Raw genomic sequence first — 25199 nt, 5'->3', positions numbered from 1 at the left:
CTGCGGCGTGAAAGACGACGGTAAAGACGGTAAATTTATTCGATACCTTTGGTACGCAAATAATCTTCATAGTTACCGGTGAAATCGACCACGCGCTGCGGCGTAATCTCAATCACGCGGGTTGCCAGTGAGCTTACAAATTCACGATCGTGAGAGACGAAAATCAGCGTGCCCTGGTACATCTCCAGCGCCATGTTCAGCGATTCGATTGATTCCATATCCAGGTGGTTGGTCGGTTCGTCCATCACCAGAATATTCGGTTTTTCCATCATCAGCTTGCCGAACAGCATACGGCCCTTCTCACCGCCGGAGAGCACCTTCGCCGGTTTCTTGATATCGTCCTGGCTGAACAGCAGACGACCCAGGATGCTGCGCACCGCCTGCTCGTCATCGCCCTCTTGCTTCCACTGGCTCATCCAGTCGAACACCGTCAGGTCGTTATCGAAATCCGCCGCGTGATCCTGCGCGTAGTAGCCGATGCGGGCGTTTTCCGACCACTTCACCGTGCCGCTCTCTGGCGTAAGCTCACCGACCAGCGTTTTCAGCAGCGTGGTTTTACCGACGCCGTTAGTACCGAGGATGGCGACTTTCTCGCCCACTTCCATCAGCATATTGAAGTTTTTAAACAGCGGGCCGTTATCGAAGCCTTTTGTCACCTGCTCCACTTCCAGCGCGTTACGGAACAGTTTCTTATCCTGCTCGAAGCGGATGAACGGGTTCTGACGGCTGGAGGCTTTCACCTCGTCGAGCTTGATCTTATCGATCTGGCGGGCGCGGGAAGTTGCCTGACGCGATTTAGAGGCGTTGGCGCTAAAGCGGCTGACGAAGGATTGCAGCTCGGCAATCTGCGCTTTCTTCTTGGCGTTATCCGACAGCAGACGCTCGCGCACCTGGGTGGCGGCAGTCATATATTCGTCGTAGTTACCCGGGTAGACGCGCAGCTCGCCGTAGTCGAGATCCGCCATGTGGGTGCAGACCATGTTCAGGAAGTGACGGTCGTGCGAAATGATGATCATGGTGCTGTCACGCTCGTTCAGCACCTGCTCCAGCCAGCGAATGGTGTCGATGTCCAGGTTGTTGGTTGGTTCATCGAGCAGCAGAATATCGGGGTTAGCGAACAGCGCCTGGGCCAGCAGCACACGCAGTTTCCAGCCGGGGGCAACTTCGCTCATCGGGCCGTAATGCTGCTCTACCGGAATACCGACGCCGAGCAGCAGTTCGCCCGCGCGCGCTTCCGCCGAGTAGCCATCCATTTCGCCATACAGCACTTCGAGATCGGCCACTTTATAGCCATCTTCTTCGCTCATCTCGGCGAGGCCGTAAATGCGGTCGCGCTCCTGCTTCACTTCCCACAGCTCGGCGTGACCCATGATCACCGTGTCGAGCACGCTGAAGGCTTCGAAGGCGAACTGATCCTGGCGCAGCTTACCGATGCGCTCGTTCGGATCGAGAGAGACGTTACCCAGCGACGGCTCTAAGTCGCCGCCGAGGATCTTCATAAAGGTGGATTTACCGCTCCCGTTCGCGCCGATCAGGCCGTAACGGTTGCCGCCGCCAAATTTGACGGAAATGTTTTCGAACAGCGGCTTACTGCCGAACTGCATGGTGACGTTGCTGGTGACTAACACGGCGATATCCTGAAATATGTGACAAACGCCATAGTATGCCACAATTCCGAATTAGATTCTTGCCCGCTGTCAGGCCGCTACACTGCAAACAACGGGAAAAAAGTGTGATTTCGTCAACATCTGAATTCCCTGGACGGGGGAATGCACATATAATGCGCTTCCTGCATTCTCAACCCAACGGCCAGTGTGGCAATAATCTCGCACAACATGAATATGAAATTAAGAACTCTCTTCGCGGCGGCCTTTGCTGTCGTGGGATTTTGCAATAGCGCGTCTGCTGTGACTTATCCGCTGCCGACTGATGGCAGCCGTCTGATCGGTCAGAACCAGGTCGTAACCATTCCTGAAGGCAATAACCAGCCGCTGGAATACTTTGCGGCTGAATACCAGATGGGTCTCTCCAACATGCTGGAAGCTAACCCGGGCATTGACGCCTATCTGCCGAAAGGTGGCACGGTAATGAACGTTCCGCAGCAGCTGATCCTGCCGGATACCGTTCATGAAGGGATTGTGATTAACAGTGCGGAGATGCGCCTCTACTACTATCCGAAAGGCACCAACACGGTGATCGTGCTGCCAATCGGTATTGGTCAGTTGGGCAAAGATACCCCGATTGCCTGGACCACCAAAGTCGAGCGTAAAAAAGCCGGTCCGACCTGGACACCAACGGCAAAAATGCACGCCGAATATCAGGCAATGGGTCAACCGCTGCCGCCGGTGGTACCGGCTGGCCCGGATAACCCGATGGGTCTCTACGCGCTCTATATTGGCCGCCTGTATGCGATCCATGGCACTAACGCCAACTTCGGTATCGGCCTGCGCGTGAGCCACGGCTGTGTGCGTCTGCGTAACGACGACATCAAATTCCTGTTCGAGAACGTGCCGGTCGGCACCCGCGTGCAGTTTATTGATGAGCCGGTAAAAGCGACCACCGAACCGGATGGCAGCCGCTATATCGAAGTTCACAACCCGCTCTCCACCACTGAAGCGCAGTTTACCGGCGGCGAAATCGTGCCGATCGCGCTGACCAAAGCGGTGCAGGCGGTGACCAGCCAGGCGGACGTTGATTCAAGCGTGGTTGACCAGGCGATCCAGAACCGTTCCGGTATGCCGGTACGTCTGAACTAATATGCGGTCGGTTTGAATGCCGGATGGCGCTGCGCTTATCCGGCCTACAACTGATTTAAAAAGCGGAGCGTCGGCTCCGCTTTTTTTATGTGGGATGGCGGCTACGCGATATGTGGCCTGTAACGGGTTTTGTAGGCCGGATAAGCATCGCGCCATCCGGCAATAAAAGCGGCACTTTTTTATCCGTGGTTAACCACAATCACCCCGCCGTGATCGTAGCGGTAATGGCAATGGGCATACTCCAGCGGCGTGCCATCCTCCAGGTAGATAACCTGCTCCACCTCCAGCACCGGATCGGTCTCATCACAATTGAGGTACTGCTTATCTTCGTCGCACGGCTTCAGCGCGCGGACAATGCGGTACGACCCCATAATTTTTAGCGCCAGATCGTCCTGCACATAGCGAAACACCGAGCTTTCGAGATGGCTGCGATTGAGCCCCGGGACCAGGTTTACGGGCATCAGTGTGAACTCCAGCGACACCGGTTCACCCTCCAGCAGACGCAGGCGTACAAAGTCATACACCGGCTCATCCGGCCCCACCAGCAGCGAAGCCTGCTCTTTTTCGCTGGCAAAACGCAGATCGAAGCGCACGATCTTGCTCGTCACTTCGCCAACGTTCTCCCAGGTTTTGGTGGCTCCAAAATAGTCGCTGCCCGGCAGATCCCAGCGCGACAGCTGGAGGAAGTTTTTGCGGATAAAGGTGCCCTGCCCCTGGCGGGTATAGACCAGCCCCTCAACAATCAGCTGACGCATCGCCTGCTGGATGGTCATGCGGCTGGTATTAAATTCCGCCGCCAGCGCGAACTGGTCCGGCAACGGCGCGCTGGCAGGATACTGCTGGCTGAGGATGCGCCGCTTAATTTCCCGCGCGATGGTGATATATTTTGCCGCCATGACCCGTCCCGGTAATTTAGTCTATCCCATTGTTTCTTAAGGCCACTCTCTCGGCAATTTTGAGGAAAGGCAGGTAGAAGAATACACCAAAGATGATGATTATCAACTGAACCACCACCGCCCGCCAGTCGCCCGCCGTCGCCAGCCAGGCGCTTAAAATCGGTGGCGTAGTCCACGGGATCATCACCACGCAGCGCGCCATCCAGCCCATCGTGGTGCAGAACCAGGCAAACCAAATCCCAAGCGCCGGTAGCAGCACAAAGGGGATCATCAGCGGCAGGTTAAAGACAATCGGCAGGCCGAAAATCACCGGTTCGTTGATGTTGAACAGCCCTGGCGAAATGGCCAGCCGCGCCACCTGCTTTGCCGACTGCTGTTTTGCGAAGATAAAGATAGCGATCAGTAGAGAGAGCGTGCTGCCAGTGCCGCCAATCATGCCGAAAGTCGGCACAAAAATGCTGTTGATGATATGCGGGATCGGTTGGCCGTTGGCGAAGGCGAGCATATTCTCGTTAGTGTTAATCAGCAGCAGCGGTTCGAGGATCACGCCGTTGACCACCGTCTGGTGAATGCCGAGCGTAAAGAGGAAGTTCCCGAAGCTGTAGATAAACAGCGTGCCCGGCAGGCTGGTGTTGATCTGGCGCAGCGGCTGCTGAATCAGGGTGGTGATGAGATGGATCAAATCCGTATGCAGTAGGTTCGCCAGCAGTGCCGCCACCATCGCGAAGAGCGACAGGGTGATGATGGTCGGTATCAGCGCCGAGAAGGATTGCCCCACCGCCGACGGCACATTATCGCCGAGCGAAATGGAGAAGCGCTTCACGCTGGCGACGCGGATAAAGAGCTCCGTCGAGAGCAGGCCGATAATCACCCCGGCGAAGATACCAGTGGTGCCAATATTGGCAAACGACAGCATCTGCGCGACGCTCACCGTGGTTTTACTCCCCACCGGCACCACATCAAGCTGCATCGGCATCATGATAATAAAGCTGGCAATCGCAATGACCACCGCTGAGACCGGGTTTTCGAAGTTCTTATTGCGCGCCAGCGACCAGGCGGTCATTGGCGCAATTAACAGGGCCGCGATATTCAGCGTGCCGTTAATCACCGCTTCGCCCCACACCTTAAAGCGTGCCAGCGTCTCGCCCTCCAGCACCCAGGGGAAAATGACGTTATTGATCAGCACCGCCAGCCCGGCGAGGATGAATATCGGCATCACCGCCGCGAACGCATCTCGCAGGGATCGCAGATGCACCTGGTTTGCCAGGCGGGCGGAGAACTCCACGAACTTATCGACGAATGACTGCATTTTCGGCGTGATTTTTGTCTCAGACATTGCGCTGCCCTCTTATCACTGCGTTACATGTCACGCCCGTTGCTACGGATCACCCGTTGCAGCCAGCGGTAGCTCTTTTTCGGTACGCGTCGCATATCCTTCAGGTCGTGGTTATCGCGGTTAACGTAGACCACGCCATAGCGTTTACGCATATCGCCCTGGGAGCTGAGGATGTCGATAAGCCCCCAGCCGAGATAGCCAATCACCTGCGCGCCATCTTCAAACATCGCATCCTGCATCGCCTGCAGGTGATCGCGGTGATAAGCAATGCGGTACTCATCATCAATCGGGTTGACGCCGTCCCACTCCTCAATCACACCGATGCCGTTCTCAATCGGGAAGACCGGCAGCCGCCAGTCGTTGTAGTAGCGGGTTATGATGGCGCGAAAACCGAGCGGATCGATCTGCCAGCCCCACTCTGTCGCCTCAAGATAAGGATTGGGCTTGTCGCCTTCGTGCAGGTAGTAGTTGACCGGCGTATCCGTGCCAATGGCGTCGCTGTCCAGCGTTTTGCTGGCGTAGTAGCTAAAGGCCATAAAGTCGTTTTTGACGCGCGCGATCTGCGCCAAATCCTCATCACGGTAGATATCGCCAAATCCCTCTTTTTCCACCACCGCCATCACTGCCGGGCTGTAGCCCTGCCCGGCGTAGACGCGCAGCAGGTTCTGATTGAGGAATTCGTCATACTGCATGGCGCAGAAGATATCGCGCGGTTTGCAGGTAGCCGGGTAGATCAGCTGGTGCGCCAGCATGCCGCCCATCAGTTTGCCGGGCTGGGTATCGTGCAGATAGTGGGTCAGCAGCACGTGCGCCATCATCACGTGGTGCTGGATCTGGTAAAGCTCACGCAGGGTTTTCTCGCCCTTCAGGTAGCCGCCAACCTGAAACGCGCCGGGCATATGGTAGATATTCTGCTCGTTAAAGGTGAGCCAGTACTTCACCTTGCTGCCGAAGCAGTCGATCATCTTCTGGCCGTAGCGCACAAAGGCGTCCAGAACGTGGCGATCGACAAAACCGTTATACTTTTCCGCCAGCGCCAGCGGCATATCGAAGTGGTAAAGGCAGACCATCGGCTCAATGCCGCGCGCCAGCAGACCATCAATAAAGCGCGCGTAAAAATCGATGCCCTGCTGATTGAATTCACCATCGCCCTCAGGGCAGACGCGGCTCCAGGCGATCTGAAAGCGGTAGCAGTTCATGCCCAGATCCTGCATCAGGTCGAAATCTTCCTCGTAACGGTGATAGGAGTCGGTGGCGACTTTCCAGTCGGAGGCAAATTCGCTGGCCTCGCGGATATCGTAGACCGACATCCCTTTTCCGCCCTCATTCCACGCCCCTTCGGTCTGCATACTGGAGACAGAGTTGCCCCATAAAAAACCGGTCGGTAATGTTCTGCTCATTGCGCTTTCTCCATGACTAGTCATTTCGTGTATATGACTAGTCATATAGCGAATGGCGAAAAAACAGGCAAAGAGAGAAGCGCGGTTTTGTGACGCTTTTCGAAAGAATTGTGTGAAACGGGAGAGATGAGCGGTGCAAAGTGCAGCAGGCCGGATAGCGTCAATGCTTATCCGGCCTGTGCTTTATTTCTGAGGGTAAATTACTGCTGATTCAGTTGATTACGGCGATACTCGCCCTGGCGCTCCAGCATCCAGCCGGGGTATTCACGCGGCAGCGCGCTGACGGCATCAAGCTGTTTAAGCTCCTCGTCGCTCAACTGCACGGTGGTTGCAGCGAGGTTATCATCCAGCTGTTCCGGGCGTTTCGCGCCGATGATCACGCTGGTCACCGCCTGCTGGTGCAGCAGCCAGGCCAGCGCGATTTGCGCCACGCTGACGCCTTTGCTGTCGGCAATAGTGCGCATCACATCGACACAATCGAAAGCGCGATCTTTATTCACCGGCGGGAAGTCAAACTCCACCCGGCGACCGCCCGCTTCGGCTTTGCCGTCGCGGTCATATTTGCCGCTCAGCAGGCCGCCCGCCAGCGGGCTCCAGACCATCAGCCCGACATTTTCGCTCTGCATCATCGGCACCAACTCACGCTCCAGATCGCGTCCGGCAATGGTGTAATAGGCCTGTAGCGAAGCAAAACGCGCGAGGCCCAGGCGCTCAGAGATGCCCAGCGCTTTGGCAATCTGCCACGCCGCCCAGTTGGAGACGCCGATATAGCGCACATGCCCGTGCTGCACCAGCGTATCGAGGGCGTACAGCGTCTCCTCCATTGGCGTCGCCGGATCAAACCCGTGCAGCTGGTAGAGATCGATATGATCGAGTTGCAGGCGCTTGAGGCTCGCTTTCACGCTCTGAATAATGTGAAAGCGTGAACTGCCGCGCGAGTTGACGCCCGCGGTGCCGGTTTCGCCAAAGACTTTGGTGGCTACCACCACATTTTCGCGCGGCACCTTCAGGTTTTTTAACGCCTGGCCGGTGATCGCTTCCGAGCGTCCACCGGAGTAAACATCAGCGGTATCAATAAAGTTGATTCCGGCATCGAGAGCGCGACCAACCAGCTCTTCAGCCTGTGCCTGCTGCAGCTGGCCGATTTTGCCCCACATATCCTCCTGACCGCCGAAGGTCATGGTGCCGAGGCAGAGTTCAGAAACAAACAGTCCGGTATTGCCCAGTTTTTTGTAGCGCATGGTAGCGTCTCCTCATCGGTTGTTTGACGCAATCAGTTATACGCTCCGTGCCTGCGCGGCGAATGTGGGGATCCTGCCTGTTTCTTGCCCAATCCTCTGATTATCCGCGCGGCGCGTCGCCAAAGACTTTGTAATCAGGCAGTTGCACATTCTGGTACGGCTCCCAGCCGCCGCCGAGGGCTTTGTAGAGCGCGACGAGATCGAGGCTGCTCTGCACCCGCGCCTGCTCGCGCTGCTGGCTCGCCTGCGCCAGCTGGCGCTGGGCGTCGAGCACATCGAGGAAGCTGGCAATCCCTTTGCGGTAGCTGTCGCTGGCAAGCGAGAAGGCGTTCTGCAACGCTTCCAGCGTCTTATCGAGGCTCGCTTCACGCTGCTGATCGGCGCGGTAGCTGACCAGCGCATTCTCGACATCGTTCAGCGCACTGAGCACCGTCTGGCGATAATTGAGCACCGCGGCACCCTGCTGCGCACGCGCCAGCTTGACGCTCGACACCAGCCGTCCGCCCTGGAAAATAGGGATCGAGACCTGCGGGCCAAAGCTGTAGAAGTGGCTGCTCCAGTCCGTCAGCCAGTTGGTTTCGCTATTACGCAGACCAAACTGGCCGCTAAGCGTCAGGCTCGGGAAGAGCTGTGCGACGGAGACGCCGATTTGCGCGGTCGCCGCATGCAGCGTCGCTTCCGCTTCGCGCACGTCCGGGCGACGGCGCGCTAAAGTGGAGGGAATGCCGGTTGGCACTACGTCCGGCAAGGCCGGGAGCGGCTGCGTGCCGCGCAGTTCGCTATCCAGCGCACCCGGCGTTTTGCCGAGCAGCACCGCCAGCGCGTTCATCGCCTGGCGCTCCTGCGCCTGATACTGCGGCAGCTGCGCTTCGAGGTTCGCCGCCTGGGCGCGGGCATTCTCCACATCCAGCTGCGGCGATAGCCCGCCCTGCTGGCGGTTTTGCGTCAGGGTCAAGGTCTCCTGCGCACTCTGAATCTGGGTATTCAGTGAAGCAATGATGCTCTGCGCGCCGCGCAGTTGCAGCCAGGCGCGCGCCACTTCCGCTTCCAGCGATACCAGCGCATCGTTGCGCTGCTCAATCGCCTGCTGCTGCTGGGCGGTGGTGGCCTCGACCTGACGGCGCACTTTGCCCCACAAATCCAGCTCCCACTGAGCATCAAAGCTGCCCTGGTAGAGATTGACCGGCTGAGTTAAGGCGCCCAGCGCGCCGCTGACCGCCGGATCGGCATTCTCCAGCTGGCCGTAGACATCATGGGATTTCAGCTCCCCTTCCAGCCCCAGCTGCTGGCGCGTCGCCTGTAGTGAGCCGTTCACCGCTGGCAGAAACGCGCCGCCCGCCTGGTTGATCTGCTCACGGGCACCGGCAATGCGCAGCACCGTCTGTTGCAGGGATAGATTTCCGGCAATCGCCCGTTCAATCAGGCTATTAAGCTGCGGCGAGTTAAAGGTCGTCCACCAGCGCGGATTAACCGCCTGCGGCGTCGCCCGGGATTTTACCGACGCATCACCCGGATCGTTCCAGCGCGCCGGGGTTTGCGGCTGCGCGGGCTGGTAATCCGGCCCGACCGCGCACCCGGCAAGGCACAGTGACAGAAAGGTAACGGGAAAATGACGCCATGCCATATTAATGTGCTCCTGCGCTGCCTTCGCTCTTGATCGGCGAAAGCAATAGACAAAATGGGATCAACAGAACCGCCACCACGCTCAATATGGTGAAGACATCGATGTAGGCCAGAATGCGCGACTGGGCGACCATCGCTTTGTACATCTGTCCAGTGGCGTTCGAGAAGGGATCGCCCGCCAGGCTGGTGAAGTTGCGCACCGACTCCGCCATTGACCGCAGCGCCAGCTGGAACTGCTCATTAAAGGGCGACGTGTGTTCGGAGAGGTGCGACATATGCGCCTGCGAACGCTCGGTGATCGCCGCCGTTGAAAGCGAAATGCCGATCGATCCCGCTACGTTACGGAACATAGTAAACAGCGCCGCCGCATCGGCATTCAGCTGCCGCGGAATGGTGATAAAGGCGATGGTGGTGAGCGGCACAAACAGGAAGCCCAGCCCGATCGACTGCGCACTGCGGAACAGCACCAGCGTTTCAAAGTCGACATCCGGCGTCAGCGAGCGCGTCCACCAGAAGGAGGCCGCCAGGCAGAAGAAGCCGAAGGCGATGATCCAGCGCGTCTGCACCACCGGCATCAGCTTCAACACCAGCGGAATGGTTAACACAATCAATATGGCTCCCGGCGAGAGCACCAGCCCTGACCAGGTAGCGGTGTAACCGAGATCCTGCTGCGCCAGCTGCGGGATCACCACCGAGCTGCCATAGAGGATCATCGCCATCCCGGCCATCAGCAGGCTGGAGACGGTAAAGTTTTTATCAGCCATGCAGCGCAGATCGACCACCGGCTTTTTGGCATACATCAGCCAGTAGATCGCGCCGACAATCCCTACTGCTGTCAGCACCGCAAAGATGCGGGTGAAGTCGGAGTTAAACCAGTCCTCATCTTCCCCGCGATCCAGCATCACCTGCAGGCAGCCAAGACCGAGGGCGATCAGGCCAATCCCCGGCCAGTCGATGGAGAGTTTCTGTTTTGATTTACGCTCCCACGGCGGATCTTCCAGCAGCTGATAGATCGCCAGCACCGTAACGATGCCCACCGGGATATTGATAAAGAAGACCCAGCGCCAGGAGTAGTTATCGGTGATCCAGCCGCCGAGCGTCGGGCCAAGCACCGGGGCGACGATAATGGCGATGGAGGAGAGACCAAAGGCTTTGCCGCGATCTTCCGGTTTGAAGTAATCCAGCAGCACCGACTGCTGCGTCGGTTGCAGGCCGCCGCCGAAGAAGCCCTGCAAAATACGAAACAGAATGATCTCCCACAGCTCGGTGGCGATACCGCACAAGAAGGAGCAGACGGTGAACATCACAATGCAGATAAGGAAAAACTGTTTGCGGCCAAAGGTACGGCTAAGAAAAGCCGAGATGGGCAGCACAATACCGTTCGCCACCAGGTAGCTGGTCAGCACCCAGGTGGATTCGTCATAACTGGCGGAGAGCGACCCGGCGACGTGCGGCAGCGCCACGTTGACGATGGTGGTGTCGAGGATCTCCATAAACACCGCGAGGGTGACGACCCACGCCACCGCCCACGGGTTACTGGCCGGACGCCAGTTTTCATGACTGTGGTCGGTCATTCCAGCGTAACCTTCGGTTCAACTGAGAGGCCGAGCGGCAGCGGTTTGTTCGGGTCCAGTCCCTTATCGATAACGATCTTCACCGGCACGCGCTGAACGATCTTCACAAAGTTACCGGTGGCGTTTTCCGACGGGAAGGCGGCGAACTTCGAGCCACTCCCCTGCTGGATACTGTCGACATGCCCTTCCAGCTCCAGATCCGGCCAGGCATCGACGGTGACCGTCACTTTATTACCCGGACGCATGCGCTCCAGCTGCGACTCTTTAAAGTTCGCCGTCACCCACACCTCCTGGGAGACCAGCGAAAAGAGCGCGCTTCCGGCCTGCACCAGCGTACCGTTTTGCACATTACGCTTGGTGACATAACCATCGAACGGCGCGCGGACGTTAGTCCACGAGAGGTTGAGGTTAGCGGTTTCCAGCTGCGCTTTCGCCTGTGCTACTTGCTGCTCGCGCGCCTCGACGTTGGTCTCCTGCTGGCGGATCTGCAACTGCACCTGCTCGGCTACTTCCAGCTGCGCCTGCGCGCTGGCAAGCTGCGCCTGGGCGCTGCGCAACTGCGCATTAGCGGTATCAATGTTTTGTTGGGTGGTCGCGCGGGGATCGACACCGCGTTGACGTTTATACGCGGCTTCGGCGTTAGCCAGGTCGGCCTTCGCTTTCAGTACCTGCGCGCGGGCTTCATCCCGTTGCGCCGGGTACTGCACTTTGGAGAGCGCGAGCTGCGCCTGCGCCTGGTGAAGCTGCGCGGTTGCCAGCCCAAGCTGGGCCTGCGCCTGATCGCGCTGAGCGGTGGCATCGCGCGGATCGATCACCACTAGCAGATCGCCCTTTTTCACCCGCTGGTTATCTTTCACCCGCAGATCGGTCACGTAGCCCGCCACTTTCGGCGCAATGGTCACTGCATCGCCGTCGGTGAAGGCGTCATCGGTGGTCTCCTGGTTGCGGGTTAATAACCACCACACCAGCGCCACAACAACCATCACTACGACGACAATGCCGAGAATAATCAGCGGCTTCTTTCCGGGGCGTTTGCGGGGTTTGTCGTCTTGCTGCTCTTTTTCGTCGTCCTGAACGTCGTCAGGTTGGGTTCTCTTTTCTGCCATAATCTCGCAACGTTCCTGTCAGGTAACGGCGCCGAGGGTGCGCCGTTTACTAAACTTAGGCGGTTGCTATACATTTGCCAGGATAAACTGACAAATCAGCACTATATGACTAAGAGTAATCCGTATCCCAGCAGCGCAGCCCACACCAGCAGCGGCATGGAGTAGAGATGGAAGCGCCACCAGATGCGACGATTGTTTGCCATACGCAGGGCAATAAGGTTCGCCAGCGATCCCGGCAGCAGGCCAAAACCACCGACATTCACCGCCCAGGCGAGCAATGTATCGGGCGGCACATAGTTGAGCAGCAGAATGGTCGCTGGCACATTGCTGATAAACTGCGACAGGCCAATCGCGGTCAGCCATAAGCCCGGCTGTGAGAGCTGGCCGGTGCTGGCAAGCGTCGCGTGCAGCGCTGGCAGCTGCGTCAGCAGATGGACATCAATAAACATGGCGATAAAGACTAGCAGCAGCGTCCAGTCAACGCTTATCACCACCCGGCGCGCCAGGAAGAGGAAGCCGACGGCGATAATCGCCAGCCCCCACAGCTCCTGCTTCAGTTCAAGCGCGGTGATAAAGACCAGGTAAAAGCCGAGGCAGCTCCAGACCAGCTTCGGTTTCCACTCGCTCGAACTCTGCCCGCTATGGTAAGTCAGCGCTTTCGCGGAGAAACAGAACCAGCACAGCACCAGCAAGGTGATCATCATCGCCAGCGCCAGCGGTGCCATCTGCCAGATAAAGGCCGGGAAAGAGAGCCCCGAACGGCCCCAAATCAGGATGTTCTGCGGGTTACCGATAGGCGTTAAAAGGGATCCGGCGTTGACCGCCAGCGCTTCAAAAATGATCAGCCGGTTAACCGGGATTTCGCACAGCTTCTTCAGCGTGATGGTTAGCGGCACGACAATAAAGAGCGCGACATCGTTAGTCAGAAAGGTAGAGAGCACCGCCGCCGCCAGCACGAGGAAAATAGCCAGCTGACGTTCATGCTGAAAACGGCGCACCATGCGTCGGCCAATCACATCAAAATAGCCGCTCAGCTCCACCCCTTTGGTCAGCAGCATTAAACCGCTAAGGGTAATAATGGTGTGCCAGTCGATGGCAGCGGGCCACTTCTTTGGCGCAAAGGGCACAAAGAAGCATAGGGCGACGCCGATTAACAGTAACAGGTGGAGAAAGCGGTCACGCGCCAGGGCGCGAATAAAAGGGAGGTTCATTCAGATGGCGTCTCGTGTTGCTGCGTGAAACGACGGAAACATTCAAGGGTCTCTTCGCTGACGTGGTGCTCCATCCCTTCCGCATCGCGCCGGGCGATATCCGGGCTGACGCCTAACACCAGCAGGAAACTCTCAACGATTTGGTGGCGCTCGCGGCTCTCCTGCGCCAGCCTCTCCCCTTCGGCGGTGAGAAAGACGCCGCGCCACGGGATCTGCTCAATAAGACCGACCGAGGCGAGCCTTTTTAACATTTTCGCCACCGTGGGCTGCGACACCCCGAGGCGCGCGGCCATATCCACCTGGCGGGCTTCCCCCACTTCGCGGATCAGATCGGAGATGAGTTCAACATAGTCATCAATCAGCTCGCGGCGGTGCGCTTCGCGGACCTGGCGGAAACCTTCGACATGCTCTTCGACATTAACCAGCGTCACTTTTTTTATTGTTTGCTTACCTGCGCGACGGTTCATAGTGCTTCCCCTGACGGTGAGACGCTGTGCAGCATCATATAAGAGAGGCGCATTGTAAACCATCCGTGAATCAGTACAAAAAATTAACGTATTAGCCGTAGCTATGTAATATAGCCTGTGCTATATCTGTATGTAATGCGTTCACCTTTCATGGATCGAAGGGGTCCTAATCATCAGGAGGTGACAATGAATGAGTTCAAGAGGTGTATGCGCGTGTTTAGCCACTCTCCCTTTAAAGTCCGTTTAATGCTGCTCAATATGTTGTGCGATATCGTCAACGGTAAGCCGCAGCCGAACGAAGATAAACCTACCCACTGATGCGGCGTCGCGGTACGCCGCTTCATTTTTCTGTCATCTTATCGCTTCATACTGACCTGTTTTCCCCAAAATCCGCGTAATTTTGCTGGATTTGCAATCACTCTCGCAAAACAATCTCTTAGCTGCTGTTGACCTTGAACCCGCCGCGCTTTATCTTTGCGCAGCCCTGCACTCAATGCGCACCGCAGACGCGGATCCCCTCCCCCTCTCAGCGCGCTGTCCGGCAGGTTTTGACCCTTACGCCAGGGTGAGCACATGGCGTTTCACGAAATCATCTATGAGCGTAATCCTTAAAGAGTCCGTTGCCCTGCGCGGTCAGTCGATCAATCCGTGGATTGGTTTCTATTTCCTGCAGTCCCTGTTAATTAACTTTGCGCTCGGCTACGAATTCAGCGTGCTGTATGCGGTGGTCTCCACCTGCGCGCTCTGCGTGCTCTGGCGTCATGCGCCGCGTGCGCAAAAAATCTTTCTGACCATCACCACGCTGGTCGCCGCCAGCTACTTTCCGTTTGGTCAGGCTTATGGCGCACCCAACTTCAACACCCTGCTGGCGCTGCGTTCCACCAATATTGAAGAGTCGTCAGAAATTCTGACCATCTTCCCGTGGTATCACTACGTGATTAGCGTTGGCATCCTCGCGCTGGGCGTGATTGCGCTGCGCCGCCGGGTGTTGGTGCCTTCGACGCCGTGGCTGAAGTGGGACACGCTGGGCGTGATCTTTTGCGTCGCCGCCTACTTTATCGGCCCGGTACAGAACCACTTTCGCGGCTTTGAGTTCCGCCTGATCGACACCGGCGTGCCGGTGCTGCGCTTTGTGCGCGATGTCGCCTACAACTACCACGAAGTGAAGGTGGAAGAGGAGAACATGGCGCAGCTCTCCGGGATGAAAGATACCTGGACGGTCACCGCAGTAAATCCGAAGTATCACGTCTATGTGGTGGTGATTGGCGAGAGCGCGCGCCGCGATGCGCTGGGCGCTTTTGGTGGGCACTGGAACAATACGCCGTTTGCCAGCCAGGTGAATGGCGATCTCTTTACCGACTATATTGCCGCCAGCGGATCGACACAGAAGTCCCTTGGCCTGACCTTAAACCGCGTGGTCAACGACAAGCCGCAGTATCAGGATAACTTTGTCACGCTGGCGAGCCGCGCCGGTTTCCAGACCTGGTGGTTCTCAAACCAGGGGCAGATTGGCGAATATGACACGGCGATCGCCAGCATTGCCAAGCGCGCCGATGAAGTGCAGTTCCTGAAACGGGGCGACTTTGAAGCGGATAAAAATACCCGCGATGAGGATCTGTTAAAACTCACCAACCAGGTGCTGAGCGTGCGGCGTAATCAACCGCAGCTGATTGTGCTGCATCTGATGGGGTCGCACCCGCAGGCGTGCGATCGCACCGGCGGCAAGTACAACGAGTTTGTGCAGTCCAAAGAGACCTCCTGCTACCTATATTCCATCACGCAAACCGACGATCTGCTGGGCAAGATCTACTCCCAGCTGCGCAACAGCGGCGAGAGCTTCTCGATGGTCTACTTCTCCGATCATGGTCTGGCGTTTAAAGAGCGCGGCAAAGAGGTGCAGTATCTCGCCCATGACGACCATTTTCAGCAGAACTTCCAGGTGCCGTTTATGGTGGTCTCAAGCGATGCGACAAAACATCGTCTGATTAAGGCGCGCCGCTCCGCCAACGACTTTTTGAGCTTCTTCTCGCAGTGGACCGGGATTACCGCCACGCAGATCAAAAATGCCTATCCGTTCATCTCGGGGAAAAAAGCGGGGCCCGTCTACGTAACCAACTTTAAGTTACAGAAAGTGGACTATAACCATCTCGGCACCGACCTGTTCGACACGCGCAGCAGCCGTTAACGGTCTATGCTTTTTGCAGGCAAAAAAAATCCGCCCCTTGAGGCGGATTTTTATTATCGCAAAAGCGATTAGAAGCGGTAACCAACACCAGCGATCCAGGTGCCAACGTCAACGCTACGGATACGGCTCTGCTCGTAGGAGAAGTCCAGAGCAACGTTTTCCATCGGGTTGAACTGCAGACCAGCACCGTAAGAAACGCCGTAGTCGCTGGTGTCAGACACTTTAGCAACGTCAGCAGTCTGCTGGAATTTACCGTAGCCAACACCAACTACACCGTAGATGCTCGCCCAGTCATTGATGCGGAAAGCCGGACCAGCAGTGATGCCGTAGTACTGAGCTTTGTTATAAACGCCTTCACCGGTAGTACGATCTTTTTCGGTGTAGGTGAAGGAACCGATAACGCCCAGCGGGTTGTTATCCTGCTCGTAACGGTATTTCAGGTTGAAACCGTTGGTTTTGTTAGCAATACCCTGAGCGTCGCTCTGAGCATAACCGCCGGAAACAGTAGAAGTTGATGCTACTGCGGAACCTGCAGAAACCGCCAGAAGAGCGGCCAGTGCTGAAAGACATGCAATTTTTTTCATAATCCACCTCAAATGTGCTTCAAGAAATCCTGGGTACTACGCATTTAAATATATCAAAAATTATAAGGAAACTCTTTGAGAGAAATAGAGTCTAAAGCGTTCTTTCATGTAACAGAAAGTTTCCGCTTCTTAACAACTCATTCATTAAAAAGCACTTTTCTCAAGAGTCGGACTATTATGGTACCTGTTCTGGAATTCGTTCATCCAGATTATTCTTAAATAAACAGGCCAATAAACGACCGCCCGGACGCCATTATACGGATTTTTTCAGCCTTTTTTACAACCAACCATCAACCGTCTGAATACTATTTCAAGTAGACTGTCGGCTCTGCCTCATTTGACACTTAACGGAGAAGGGATGCCTGTTTTGCCGCGTAAACTGCCGGTGTGGGTACCGGTTATCATTCTGCTTATCGCGATGACCTCGATTCAGGGAGGGGCGTCGCTGGCGAAATCACTCTTTCCTCTGATTGGCGCGCCCGGCGTCACCGCGCTGCGTCTTGCCCTCGGCACGCTTATCCTGGCGGTTGTTTTTAAACCATGGCGTTTGCGTTTTACCCGTGAACAGCGATTGCCGCTGCTCTTTTATGGCCTGTCGCTCGGCGCGATGAACTACATGTTCTATCTGGCGATCCAGACCGTGCCGCTCGGTGTGGCCGTGGCGCTGGAGTTCACCGGTCCGCTGGCCGTCGCCCTCTTCGCCTCCCGCCGTGCGGTCGATTTTATCTGGGTGATCCTCGCCGTGCTCGGGCTGTGGTATCTGTTGCCGCTGGGCCAGGATGTGGCGCATGTTGATTTAACCGGCGCGGCGTTTGCGCTCGGCGCGGGAGCCTGCTGGGCTATCTATATTCTGAGCGGGCAGCGCGCGGGCGAGGATCATGGCCCGGCGACGGTGGCGCTGGGCTCGCTGATTGCCGCAATCGTTTTTGTTCCCCTTGGCGCGTTCCAGGCGGGCGACGTGTTGTGGCACTGGTCGATTTTACCGCTCGGTATTGCGGTGGCGATTCTGTCAACTGCTCTGCCCTACTCCCTTGAGATGATCGCCCTCACCCGTTTACCGACGCGTACCTTCGGCACGCTAATGAGCATGGAGCCGGCACTCGCGGCCGTCTCGGGCATGATCTTCCTCGGTGAGACGCTTGCGCTCCAGCAGGTGCTGGCCTTGATGGCGATTGTGATTGCCTCAATGGGGTCGACATTAACCCTGCGCCGCGAGACCACAATAAAAGAAGTGGATATTGGTAAATAATAATTATTCAGCATGAGATTTCGCTCATGCTGAATATTCATTCAGACCTTTGACATTATTTTTTACGCTTTAAGTAAATTCTTTATTAATTAGAATTATTCTTAGTTATCCACTGTCTCTTTATTAGATTTATCTTACATTTCATTCGATTAGTTGCACGTTTTCGAAATCGTGACCTATATTTAAATCACGCTATCGAACTGATAGGCATAGCCAAAACCGACGACGGTTAATCTGGTGCTATACTTAGTTCCGGTAATTACCTGGGACACAAACATCAAGAGGATATGGATTATGAGTACCGCTAAACTGGTAAAAACGAAAGCGTCTAATCTGCTTTATACCCGTAACGATGTATCGGACAGCGACAAACAAGCGACCATTGAGCTGCTGAATCGCCAGGTGATCCACTTCACTGACCTGTCTCTGATCACCAAGCAGGCCCACTGGAACATGCGCGGCGCGAACTTTATTGGCGTGCACGAAATGCTGGATCAGTTCCGTACTTCGCTGGTAACGCACCTTGATACCATGGCAGAGCGCGCGGTTCAGCTGGGCGGTGTTGCACTGGGTACCACTCAGGTGATCAACAGCAAAACGGCACTGAAAAGCTACCCGCTGGACATTCACAGCGTGCAGGATCACCTGAAAGAGCTGGCCGATCGTTACGCGGTTGTCGCGAACGACCTGCGTAAAGCCATCACCGAAGCGAAAGATGAAGATACCGCAGATATCTTTACCGCCGCTTCCCGCGATCTGGATCAGTACCTGTGGTTTATCGAAGCGAACATCGAATAAGCCAGATCTTTTCGCTATTGTTCTGACCCCTGCGCCTCCGGTGCGGGGGTTTGCACTTTTATGGTGCACCACTTCTCCCCCCTTCCTGCCACAAAGTTACCGCTTCGTAATTATTTCATCACAAAATTGTTAATAAGTGATTGTTTCTCGCCCACGTTGTGCGCTAAATAGCAGCACTGCCGACAATCGCGCGCGAGCGCACCAAAAGAGTGACTCAAAATGGTGCATTGCGGTGTCATTGCTACACTTATTGTGCAACCGGTTAAAGCTTCGCCTTTACAAAACAATAGGTTGTAAACTTGGCATGATTTTTTCATACTGCGTTCATTCTCGCAGGGGCTCGCTCCCCCGATACAAAAGGAAACACTATGAAGTCTGTATTGAAATTCTCCCTTGCCGCACTCGCTCTCGCCTTTGCTGTTTCTTCTCAGGCTGCTGATAAAAAACTGGTTGTGGCTACCGATACTGCATTCGTTCCTTTCGAATTCAAAAAAGGCAATGAGTACGTTGGTTTCGACATCGACCTGTGGGCTGCCGTGGCGAAAGAGCTGAAGCTGGATTATGAACTGAAGCCGATGGACTTCAGCGGCATCATCCCTGCGCTACAAACCAAAAACGTTGATGTCGCACTGGCGGGCATCACCATTACTGAAGAGCGTAAAAAAGCGATCGAGTTTTCCGACGGCTACTACAAAAGCGGCCTGCTGGTGATGGTGAAAGCCGACAACAACGACGTGAAAAGCGCGAAAGATCTCAACGGTAAAGTGATCGCAGTTAAGAGCGGCACCGGCTCCGTGGATTACGCGAAAGCAAATATCAAAACTAAAGATCTGCGCCAGTTCCCGAACATCGATAACGCCTACATGGAACTGGGTACCGGCCGCGCTGACGCGGTTCTGCACGACACGCCAAACATCCTCTACTTCATCAAAACCGCCGGCAACGGTCGTTTTAAAGCGGTAGGCGACTCTCTGGAAGCGCAGCAGTACGGCATCGCCTTCCCGAAAGGCAGCGACGATCTGCGTGAGAAAGTGAACGGCGCGCTGAAAACCCTGCGCGAGAACGGTACGTACAACGAAATCTACAAAAAATGGTTCGGTTCTGAGCCTAAATAATTATTAAAAAGTAACAGGTTAAACGTCGGGGGCGGCTTTCGTCCCCGCGCTATTTGTCTCTTCTACGGTATACAGGAATTAATCACATGCAGTTTGACTGGAGCGCCATCTGGCCCGCCATTCCGCTTCTACTGGACGGGGCCAAAATGACCTTGTGGATCTCGATCCTCGGTCTGGCTGGCGGTATCGTTATCGGCCTGATGGCTGGTTTAGCCCGTACCTACGGTGGGTGGATCTCAAACCACGTCGCCCTCGTGTTTATTGAAATTGTCCGCGGCACGCCGATTGTCGTGCAGGTGATGTACATCTACTTCGCCCTGCCGATGGCGCTGCCGGATCTGCGCATCGACACCTTCACCGCCGCGGTGGTGACGATCATGATCAACTCCGGTGCCTATATTGCCGAGATCACCCGTGGTTCGGTGCTGTCGATCCATAAAGGCTTTAGCGAAGCGGGCATGGCGCTTGGTCTGTCGCGCCGCGAAACCATTCGCCACGTCATTATGCCGCTGGCGCTGCGCCGTATGCTGCCGCCGCTTGGCAACCAGCTGATCATCAGTATCAAAGATACCTCGCTGTTTATTGTTATCGGCGCGGCTGAATTGACCCGCCAGGGCCAGGAGATCATCGCCGGGAACTTCCGCGCGCTGGAGATCTGGACCGCCGTCGGCGTTATCTATCTCATCATTACCCAGGCACTCAACATCGTGCTTCGCCGTCTTGAAAAAAGGATGAAAATCCTGTGATTGAATTTAAAAACGTTTCCAAGCACTTCGGTAAAACCCAGGTGCTGCATGATATCGACCTCAACATTACCCAGGGCGAAGTGGTGGTGATTATCGGGCCGTCCGGCTCCGGTAAATCGACCCTGCTGCGCTGCATCAACAAGCTGGAAGAGATCACCAAAGGCGATCTGATTGTTGATGGTCTGAAGGTCAACGACCCGAAAGTGGATGAGCGCCTGATCCGCCAGGAAGCAGGCATGGTGTTCCAGCAGTTTTACCTCTTCCCGCACCTGACGGCGCTGGAGAACGTGATGTTTGGCCCGCTGCGCGTGCGCGGCACCAACAAAGCGGAAGCGGAAAAGCAGGCGAAAGCGCTGCTGGCGAAAGTGGGTCTTGCCGAGCGCGCCCATCATTACCCGTCCGAGCTCTCCGGCGGCCAGCAGCAGCGCGTGGCGATTGCCCGCGCGCTGGCGGTAAAACCGAAGATGATGCTGTTTGATGAGCCGACCTCGGCGCTCGATCCGGAGTTGCGTCACGAAGTGCTGAAAGTGATGCAGGATCTGGCCGAAGAGGGGATGACAATGGTGATTGTGACCCACGAAATTGGCTTTGCCGAAAAAGTGGCTTCGCGTCTGATTTTCATTGATAAGGGCCGCATTGCCGAAGATGGCAACCCGCAGCAGCTGATTGAGAATCCGCCCAGCCAGCGTTTGCAGGAGTTCCTGCAACACGTCTCCTGACAGCCAACCCCTCCAGCCGGAGGGGTTTTTCTTTTGCGGATTGTGCGCAATTTTCTCCCGCCCTCCCCCGGCACCTATACTTATCCCTTTGCGGGATTTTCTCACCGGAGGAGCTATGCCGTGGATTTTGTTACTGATTAGCCTGCTGTGCGCGCCGCTTCAGGCCGCGACGATACCCGGCGTTACCGCCACAACCACTACACCCACCTCAGCGCAAACCAGCGAACCCGATGTTGAACAGAAAAAAGCGGCCTATGGCGCGCTGGCCGATGTGCTGGAGAATGATGAATCACGCAAAGAGCTGATCGACCAGCTGCGTAAAGTCGCCACCACGCCGCCGCAGGAGCCAGTGCCGGTTATCTCGCCGCCCGCCATTGAAGAGCAGAAAACGGTGCTGGAGAAGGTTACCGAAGTGGCGGATTACTATGGCGAGGCGCTCTCGACCCGCTTTGCCCAGCTGTGGCGCAATATCACTGGCTCGCCGCATAAAGCCTTTAACCCGCAAACCTTCACCAATGCCGCCAGCCACTTCATGCTGCTCGCGGTGCTGGTCTTCGCCTTCTGGTGGACCGTGCGTTTCTGCGTCTCGCCGGTTTACCGCCGCATGGGCGCGTGGGGGCGGCGTAAAAACCGCGACAGCAGCAACTGGTTACAGCTGCCGTCGATGATCGTCGGGGCTTTTATTATCGACATCATGCTGCTGGCGCTGACGCTGTTTGTCGGCCAGGTGCTGCGCGCCAATCTTACCGGTGGCAACAGCACTATCGCCTTTCAGCAGAGCCTGTTTCTTAACGCTTTCGCGCTGATTGAATTTTTCAAAGCGATCCTGCGGCTTATCTTCTGCCCGCGCATTCCCGATCTACGCCCGTTTCATATTCGTGATGAGACGGCGCGCTACTGGCACCTGCGTTTAAGCGCGCTCAGCAGCCTGATTGGCTATGGGCTGCTGGTAGCGGTGCCTATTATCTCCAATCAGGTGAACATTCAGTTCGGCGCGCTCGCCAATGTGGTGATCATGCTCTGCATTACCCTCTGGGCGCTCTACCTTATTTTTCATAACAAGCGCGAGATCCAGCACAACCTGATCCTGCTGGCAGACCGCTCGCTGGCCTTCTTCAGCCTCTTTATCCGCGCCTTTGCGCTGGTGTGGCACTGGCTCGCCAGTGCCTACTTCATCGTGCTCTTCTTCTTCTCGCTGTTCGATCCGGGCAACAGCCTGAAGTTTATGATGGGTGCGTCATTGAGCAGCCTGGCGATCCTCAGCGTCTCGGCGTTTATCTCCGGCGTGCTGTCGCGCTGGCTCGATAAAACCATCACCCTGTCGCCACAGGTGCAGCGCAACTATCCGGAGTTGCAAAAGCGTCTTAACGGCTGGTTATCCGCCTCGATGAAGACCGCCCGTTTCCTGGTGGCCTGCACCACTATTCTGCTGCTGTTAAGCGCGTGGGGGCTGTTCGATTTCTGGCACTGGCTCAATTATGGTGCCGGGGAGAAGGCGGTCGATATTCTGATCCGCATCGCGCTGATCCTCTTCTTCTCCGCCGTCGGCTGGACGCTGCTGGCAACGATTATTGAGAACCGCCTGACATCCGATATTCATGGTCGCCCGCTGCCCAGCGCGCGCACACGTACCCTGCTGACGCTGTTTCGCAACGCGCTGGCGGTGGTGATCAGCACCATTACGGTGATGATTGTGCTCTCAGAAATTGGAGTGAATATTGCGCCACTGCTGGCGGGTGCCGGGGCGCTGGGGCTGGCGATTTCGTTCGGTTCGCAGACCCTGGTGAAAGATATTATCACCGGCATATTTATTCAGTTCGAGAATGGGATGAACACCGGCGATCTGGTGACCATCGGCCCGCTTACCGGCACGGTGGAGCGGATGACCATTCGTTCCGTCGGCGTGCGTCAGGATACCGGCGCGTATCACATTATCCCGTGGTCATCGATCACCACCTTCGCCAACTTTGTACGCGGGATTGGCTCAGTGGTGGCGAACTACGATGTCGATCGTCATGAGGATACAGACAAGGCCAATCAGGCGCTGAAGGATGCGGTGGCGGAACTGATGGAGCAGGAGGAGATTCGCGGTTTGATTATCGGCGAGCCAAATTTTGCCGGGCTGGTCGGGCTGACCAACACCGCCTTTACGCTGCGTGTCACCTTCACCACCCTGCCGCTAAAGCAGTGGACGGTACGTTTCGCCCTCGACACGATGGTGAAAAAGCATTTCGACCTCGCCCACGTACGCCCGCCGGTGCAGACCTACCAGATGGTGTCGGCACCGGAAGGGATTGGGCAAGCGCAACCGGCGGCGAACGCCGGTACGCCGCCCGCACAACCTACCCTTTAAACCGGCTCTGTGCCCAGCGTTTACGCTGGGCCTCGTCGAGGAAGCTCCAGGCGATAAAGCGGCTCTGCTTCTGCCCCTGCGCCATCTCTTTTTTCACCACTTTAACTGCGCCGACCTGCGTCAGTGCGCGGTAGAGTTCCGGCAAGTTGTCGCCGCGCGACACCAGCGAGGTGAACCACAGCACCTGGCGGGCAAACTGCTTGCTCTCGGCAATCATCGTCTTGATAAAGGCTACTTCGCCGCCTTCACACCACAGCTCCTGCTGTTGGCCGCCGAAGTTCGCCGCGTCCGTCACAGACTGGCCAAGGTTGCGCCGCTTGCGCTCGCTGTTTGCCTGCGCGCTCTGCGCCGAGTCATGGAAAGGTGGGTTACAGATAACGGCATCGTAGGACTCATTTTTATGAATGATGCCGGTGAGGATCGCCGCCGTATCTTTCTGGCGACGCAGGCGCACCGCGCGGGTCAGGCCAGGGTTGGCCGCAATGATCGCCTGCGCGCTGGCAAAGGCTTCGGCGTTGACTTCACTGCCGGTAAAACGCCAGCCATATTGATGGGCGCCAATCAGCGGATAGATGCAATTCGCACCGGTGCCGATATCGAGCACGCTGGCCTGCGCCGGAATGGTGCCGTTATCGCTCTCTGCCAGTAGATCGGCGAGATGGTGCAGATAATCCGCGCGGCCCGGCACCGGCGGGCAGAGAAAGCCGTCCGGGATATCCCACTCGCGCACGCCGTAGAAATGCGCCAGCAGCGCCTTATTCAGGGCTTTCACCGCCTGCGGATCGGCAAAATTAACGGTCTCTTCCCCGTTCGGATTGCGCGTGATAAAGGCGCGCAGCGACGGGTTGACGGCGCACAGGGCGTCGAGGTCGTAGCGGCTGTGGTGGCGGTTACGCGGGTGCAGACCCGGCTTCTGGGCATTCATGGCATTCTCCTGTTAACAGCGGCGTAAGATACCCGTTGACGCCAGCCGGGTAAATAAGGGAGCCTGAAGAAACTTTTTGCCATCAGGAGACGCTATGTATTTTTATGAGCCCGCGAAAGGTCATGGCCTGCCGCACGACCCGCTGAATGCCATTGTCGGCCCGCGCCCTATCGGCTGGATCGCCTCGCTGGACGGGCAAGGCCGCCGCAACCTGGCGCCCTATAGCTTCTTCAACTGCTTTAACTATCGCCCACCAATTATTGGTTTTGCCAGCAGCGGCTGGAAAGATAGCGTGCAGAATATCGTCGAGAGCAAAGAGTTTGTCTGGAATTTAACCACCCGCGATCTGGCGGTACAGATGAATGAGACCTCCGCATCGCTGGCCCACGGCGAAGATGAGTTTGCCCGCGCCGGGCTGACCCCGGCAGAGAGCCGCCTGGTGCGCGCCCCGCGCGTGGCGGAAAGCCCGGTTAACTTTGAGTGCCGTTTGTCGCAGTGCATCCAGCTCACCGCCGCCGACGGCAGCCCGATTGAGAGCTGGCTGGTGCTGGGGGAAGTGGTGGCGGTGCATATTGATGAGTCGCTGCTCGAAGAGGGGATTTACCAGACGGCGAAGGCACAGCCGGTGCTGCGTGCCGGAGGACCGTCCGCTTATTACGCTATTAGCGAGGATCAGCGTTTCGATCTGGTTCGCCCGGATAATCGTTAATCAACGCCGCCAGGCTATTATCGACGGGCCTACAAAACGATTATTTCTGAAACGGCGTAGGCCGGATAAGCGGGACGCGCCATCCGGCAATGGGCCTAGCATATGGCATTTTGTGGAACGGTTCCGTTCACCAGGCGCTCGGGAGTTTCATCAATCTCTTATGCGGTGAACGGGACAAGGGGGGGACCGCTCCCCCCTTGTCAATC

At 56.6% G+C, this 25199-nt stretch carries 22 protein-coding genes; 10 read left to right on the top strand and 12 right to left on the bottom strand.

Going from position 1 to position 25199, the window contains the following annotated elements; all coding sequences use genetic code 11:
* Nucleotides 1-35 precede the first annotated feature (35 nt).
* Nucleotides 36-1628, bottom strand: a complete 1593-nt coding sequence (locus tag IAE50_RS00110) for an ABC-F family ATPase (RefSeq protein WP_023481823.1) — start codon at nt 1626-1628, stop codon at nt 36-38.
* 207 nt (nt 1629-1835) lie between these two features.
* On the opposite strand from IAE50_RS00110, the gene ldtB reads away from it, so the two are divergent.
* Entirely contained in the window at nt 1836-2756 is a 921-nt protein-coding gene (ldtB, locus tag IAE50_RS00105; RefSeq protein ID WP_023481393.1) for a L,D-transpeptidase, read from the top strand.
* 179 nt (nt 2757-2935) lie between these two features.
* Here the strand turns inward: ldtB and IAE50_RS00100 are convergent, their stop codons facing one another.
* The 9 genes from IAE50_RS00100 to mntR all read right to left on the bottom strand — a co-directional run bounded on the left by IAE50_RS00100 (nt 2936) and on the right by mntR (nt 13610).
* Nucleotides 2936-3652, bottom strand: coding sequence for a GntR family transcriptional regulator (locus tag IAE50_RS00100; RefSeq protein WP_023481777.1), 717 nt, complete (start codon nt 3650-3652; stop codon nt 2936-2938).
* A 16-nt stretch (nt 3653-3668) separates the two neighbouring features.
* The gene (locus IAE50_RS00095; RefSeq protein ID WP_200579259.1) at nt 3669-4988 is read right to left on the bottom strand and encodes a PTS sugar transporter subunit IIC; all 1320 of its coding nucleotides are present in this window, start codon (nt 4986-4988) and stop codon (nt 3669-3671) included.
* A gap of 23 nt (nt 4989-5011) precedes the next feature.
* Complete coding sequence (locus tag IAE50_RS00090; protein WP_094420403.1) at nt 5012-6388, bottom strand: glycoside hydrolase family 1 protein; 1377 nt, start codon at nt 6386-6388, stop codon at nt 5012-5014.
* A 200-nt stretch (nt 6389-6588) separates the two neighbouring features.
* Complete coding sequence (locus IAE50_RS00085; protein WP_200579258.1) at nt 6589-7629, bottom strand: aldo/keto reductase; 1041 nt, start codon at nt 7627-7629, stop codon at nt 6589-6591.
* 100 nt (nt 7630-7729) lie between these two features.
* Nucleotides 7730-9253: an efflux transporter outer membrane subunit gene (locus tag IAE50_RS00080; protein WP_124969010.1), complete on the bottom strand. Its 1524-nt coding sequence runs from the start codon at nt 9251-9253 to the stop codon at nt 7730-7732.
* Between the two features lies 1 nt (nt 9254).
* Nucleotides 9255-10826 carry a DHA2 family efflux MFS transporter permease subunit gene (locus IAE50_RS00075; protein WP_076769596.1) on the bottom strand — a complete coding sequence of 524 codons (1572 nt, stop codon included), beginning with the start codon at nt 10824-10826 and terminating at the stop codon, nt 9255-9257.
* Entirely contained in the window at nt 10823-11932 is a 1110-nt protein-coding gene (locus IAE50_RS00070; protein WP_200135712.1) for an HlyD family secretion protein, read from the bottom strand. The genes IAE50_RS00075 and IAE50_RS00070 overlap by 4 nt, the downstream gene beginning before the upstream one ends.
* A gap of 101 nt (nt 11933-12033) precedes the next feature.
* Nucleotides 12034-13143: an anion transporter gene (locus IAE50_RS00065; protein ID WP_200579257.1), complete on the bottom strand. Its 1110-nt coding sequence runs from the start codon at nt 13141-13143 to the stop codon at nt 12034-12036.
* Nucleotides 13140-13610, bottom strand: a complete 471-nt coding sequence (gene mntR / locus IAE50_RS00060; RefSeq protein WP_023481508.1) for a manganese-binding transcriptional regulator MntR — start codon at nt 13608-13610, stop codon at nt 13140-13142. The genes IAE50_RS00065 and mntR overlap by 4 nt, the downstream gene beginning before the upstream one ends.
* Before the next feature lie 186 nt (nt 13611-13796).
* Here mntR and mntS point away from each other — a divergent pair, with 186 nt between their 5' ends.
* Together mntS and IAE50_RS00050 are read left to right on the top strand one after the other, a co-directional pair.
* A complete protein-coding gene (gene mntS / locus IAE50_RS00055) occupies nt 13797-13928 on the top strand; it encodes a manganase accumulation protein MntS (protein ID WP_054804083.1) in 132 nt (43 codons plus the stop codon).
* A gap of 277 nt (nt 13929-14205) precedes the next feature.
* Complete coding sequence (locus tag IAE50_RS00050; RefSeq protein ID WP_200579256.1) at nt 14206-15795, top strand: phosphoethanolamine transferase; 1590 nt, start codon at nt 14206-14208, stop codon at nt 15793-15795.
* A 68-nt stretch (nt 15796-15863) separates the two neighbouring features.
* Here IAE50_RS00050 and ompX read toward each other — a convergent pair whose 3' ends face one another.
* Complete coding sequence (gene ompX / locus IAE50_RS00045) at nt 15864-16379, bottom strand: outer membrane protein OmpX (RefSeq protein WP_023481426.1); 516 nt, start codon at nt 16377-16379, stop codon at nt 15864-15866.
* A 358-nt stretch (nt 16380-16737) separates the two neighbouring features.
* On the opposite strand from ompX, the gene rhtA reads away from it, so the two are divergent.
* The 6 genes from rhtA to ybiO all read left to right on the top strand — a co-directional run bounded on the left by rhtA (nt 16738) and on the right by ybiO (nt 23359).
* Nucleotides 16738-17628 carry a threonine/homoserine exporter RhtA gene (gene rhtA, locus IAE50_RS00040; RefSeq protein WP_200579255.1) on the top strand — a complete coding sequence of 297 codons (891 nt, stop codon included), beginning with the start codon at nt 16738-16740 and terminating at the stop codon, nt 17626-17628.
* A 294-nt stretch (nt 17629-17922) separates the two neighbouring features.
* Nucleotides 17923-18426: a DNA starvation/stationary phase protection protein Dps gene (dps, locus tag IAE50_RS00035; RefSeq protein WP_023481476.1), complete on the top strand. Its 504-nt coding sequence runs from the start codon at nt 17923-17925 to the stop codon at nt 18424-18426.
* Between the two features lie 368 nt (nt 18427-18794).
* Nucleotides 18795-19541 (top strand): glutamine ABC transporter substrate-binding protein GlnH, encoded by a 747-nt coding sequence (glnH, locus tag IAE50_RS00030; RefSeq protein ID WP_094420411.1) that lies wholly within the window; start codon nt 18795-18797, stop codon nt 19539-19541.
* 86 nt (nt 19542-19627) lie between these two features.
* Complete coding sequence (glnP, locus tag IAE50_RS00025; RefSeq protein WP_023481646.1) at nt 19628-20287, top strand: glutamine ABC transporter permease GlnP; 660 nt, start codon at nt 19628-19630, stop codon at nt 20285-20287.
* The gene (gene glnQ / locus IAE50_RS00020) at nt 20284-21006 is read left to right on the top strand and encodes a glutamine ABC transporter ATP-binding protein GlnQ (RefSeq protein ID WP_023481528.1); all 723 of its coding nucleotides are present in this window, start codon (nt 20284-20286) and stop codon (nt 21004-21006) included. The genes glnP and glnQ overlap by 4 nt, the downstream gene beginning before the upstream one ends.
* Nucleotides 21007-21121: 115 nt before the next feature.
* The gene (ybiO, locus tag IAE50_RS00015) at nt 21122-23359 is read left to right on the top strand and encodes a mechanosensitive channel protein (RefSeq protein ID WP_200579254.1); all 2238 of its coding nucleotides are present in this window, start codon (nt 21122-21124) and stop codon (nt 23357-23359) included.
* Here ybiO and rlmF read toward each other — a convergent pair.
* The gene (gene rlmF / locus IAE50_RS00010) at nt 23349-24284 is read right to left on the bottom strand and encodes a 23S rRNA (adenine(1618)-N(6))-methyltransferase RlmF (protein WP_094420413.1); all 936 of its coding nucleotides are present in this window, start codon (nt 24282-24284) and stop codon (nt 23349-23351) included. The two genes, ybiO and rlmF, sit on opposite strands and share 11 nt — an antisense overlap.
* 94 nt (nt 24285-24378) lie before the next feature.
* Between rlmF and IAE50_RS00005 the strand changes: the two genes are divergently transcribed.
* The gene (locus tag IAE50_RS00005; protein WP_094420414.1) at nt 24379-24993 is read left to right on the top strand and encodes a flavin reductase family protein; all 615 of its coding nucleotides are present in this window, start codon (nt 24379-24381) and stop codon (nt 24991-24993) included.
* The last annotated feature ends 206 nt before the right edge of the window (nt 24994-25199 follow it).

The organism is Kosakonia sp. S42, assembly GCF_016624785.1.
GTDB lineage: Bacteria > Pseudomonadota > Gammaproteobacteria > Enterobacterales > Enterobacteriaceae > Kosakonia > Kosakonia cowanii.
Note: the sequence above shows the minus strand (reverse complement) of the source record. Positions and strands in the feature narration are given on the sequence as shown.

Coding starts and splice junctions, on each gene's coding strand:
- ldtB (WP_023481393.1), top strand. CDS start 1,836: ATGAATATGAAATTAAGAACTCTCTTCGCGGCGGCCTTTGCTGTCGTG.
- IAE50_RS00100 (WP_023481777.1), bottom strand. CDS start 3,652: ATGGCGGCAAAATATATCACCATCGCGCGGGAAATTAAGCGGCGCATC.
- IAE50_RS00095 (WP_200579259.1), bottom strand. CDS start 4,988: ATGTCTGAGACAAAAATCACGCCGAAAATGCAGTCATTCGTCGATAAG.
- IAE50_RS00090 (WP_094420403.1), bottom strand. CDS start 6,388: ATGAGCAGAACATTACCGACCGGTTTTTTATGGGGCAACTCTGTCTCC.
- IAE50_RS00085 (WP_200579258.1), bottom strand. CDS start 7,629: ATGCGCTACAAAAAACTGGGCAATACCGGACTGTTTGTTTCTGAACTC.
- IAE50_RS00080 (WP_124969010.1), bottom strand. CDS start 9,253: ATGGCATGGCGTCATTTTCCCGTTACCTTTCTGTCACTGTGCCTTGCC.
- IAE50_RS00075 (WP_076769596.1), bottom strand. CDS start 10,826: ATGACCGACCACAGTCATGAAAACTGGCGTCCGGCCAGTAACCCGTGG.
- IAE50_RS00070 (WP_200135712.1), bottom strand. CDS start 11,932: ATGGCAGAAAAGAGAACCCAACCTGACGACGTTCAGGACGACGAAAAA.
- IAE50_RS00065 (WP_200579257.1), bottom strand. CDS start 13,143: ATGAACCTCCCTTTTATTCGCGCCCTGGCGCGTGACCGCTTTCTCCAC.
- mntR (WP_023481508.1), bottom strand. CDS start 13,610: ATGAACCGTCGCGCAGGTAAGCAAACAATAAAAAAAGTGACGCTGGTT.
- mntS (WP_054804083.1), top strand. CDS start 13,797: ATGAATGAGTTCAAGAGGTGTATGCGCGTGTTTAGCCACTCTCCCTTT.
- IAE50_RS00050 (WP_200579256.1), top strand. CDS start 14,206: ATGAGCGTAATCCTTAAAGAGTCCGTTGCCCTGCGCGGTCAGTCGATC.
- ompX (WP_023481426.1), bottom strand. CDS start 16,379: ATGAAAAAAATTGCATGTCTTTCAGCACTGGCCGCTCTTCTGGCGGTT.
- rhtA (WP_200579255.1), top strand. CDS start 16,738: ATGCCTGTTTTGCCGCGTAAACTGCCGGTGTGGGTACCGGTTATCATT.
- dps (WP_023481476.1), top strand. CDS start 17,923: ATGAGTACCGCTAAACTGGTAAAAACGAAAGCGTCTAATCTGCTTTAT.
- glnH (WP_094420411.1), top strand. CDS start 18,795: ATGAAGTCTGTATTGAAATTCTCCCTTGCCGCACTCGCTCTCGCCTTT.
- glnP (WP_023481646.1), top strand. CDS start 19,628: ATGCAGTTTGACTGGAGCGCCATCTGGCCCGCCATTCCGCTTCTACTG.
- ybiO (WP_200579254.1), top strand. CDS start 21,122: ATGCCGTGGATTTTGTTACTGATTAGCCTGCTGTGCGCGCCGCTTCAG.
- rlmF (WP_094420413.1), bottom strand. CDS start 24,284: ATGAATGCCCAGAAGCCGGGTCTGCACCCGCGTAACCGCCACCACAGC.
- IAE50_RS00005 (WP_094420414.1), top strand. CDS start 24,379: ATGTATTTTTATGAGCCCGCGAAAGGTCATGGCCTGCCGCACGACCCG.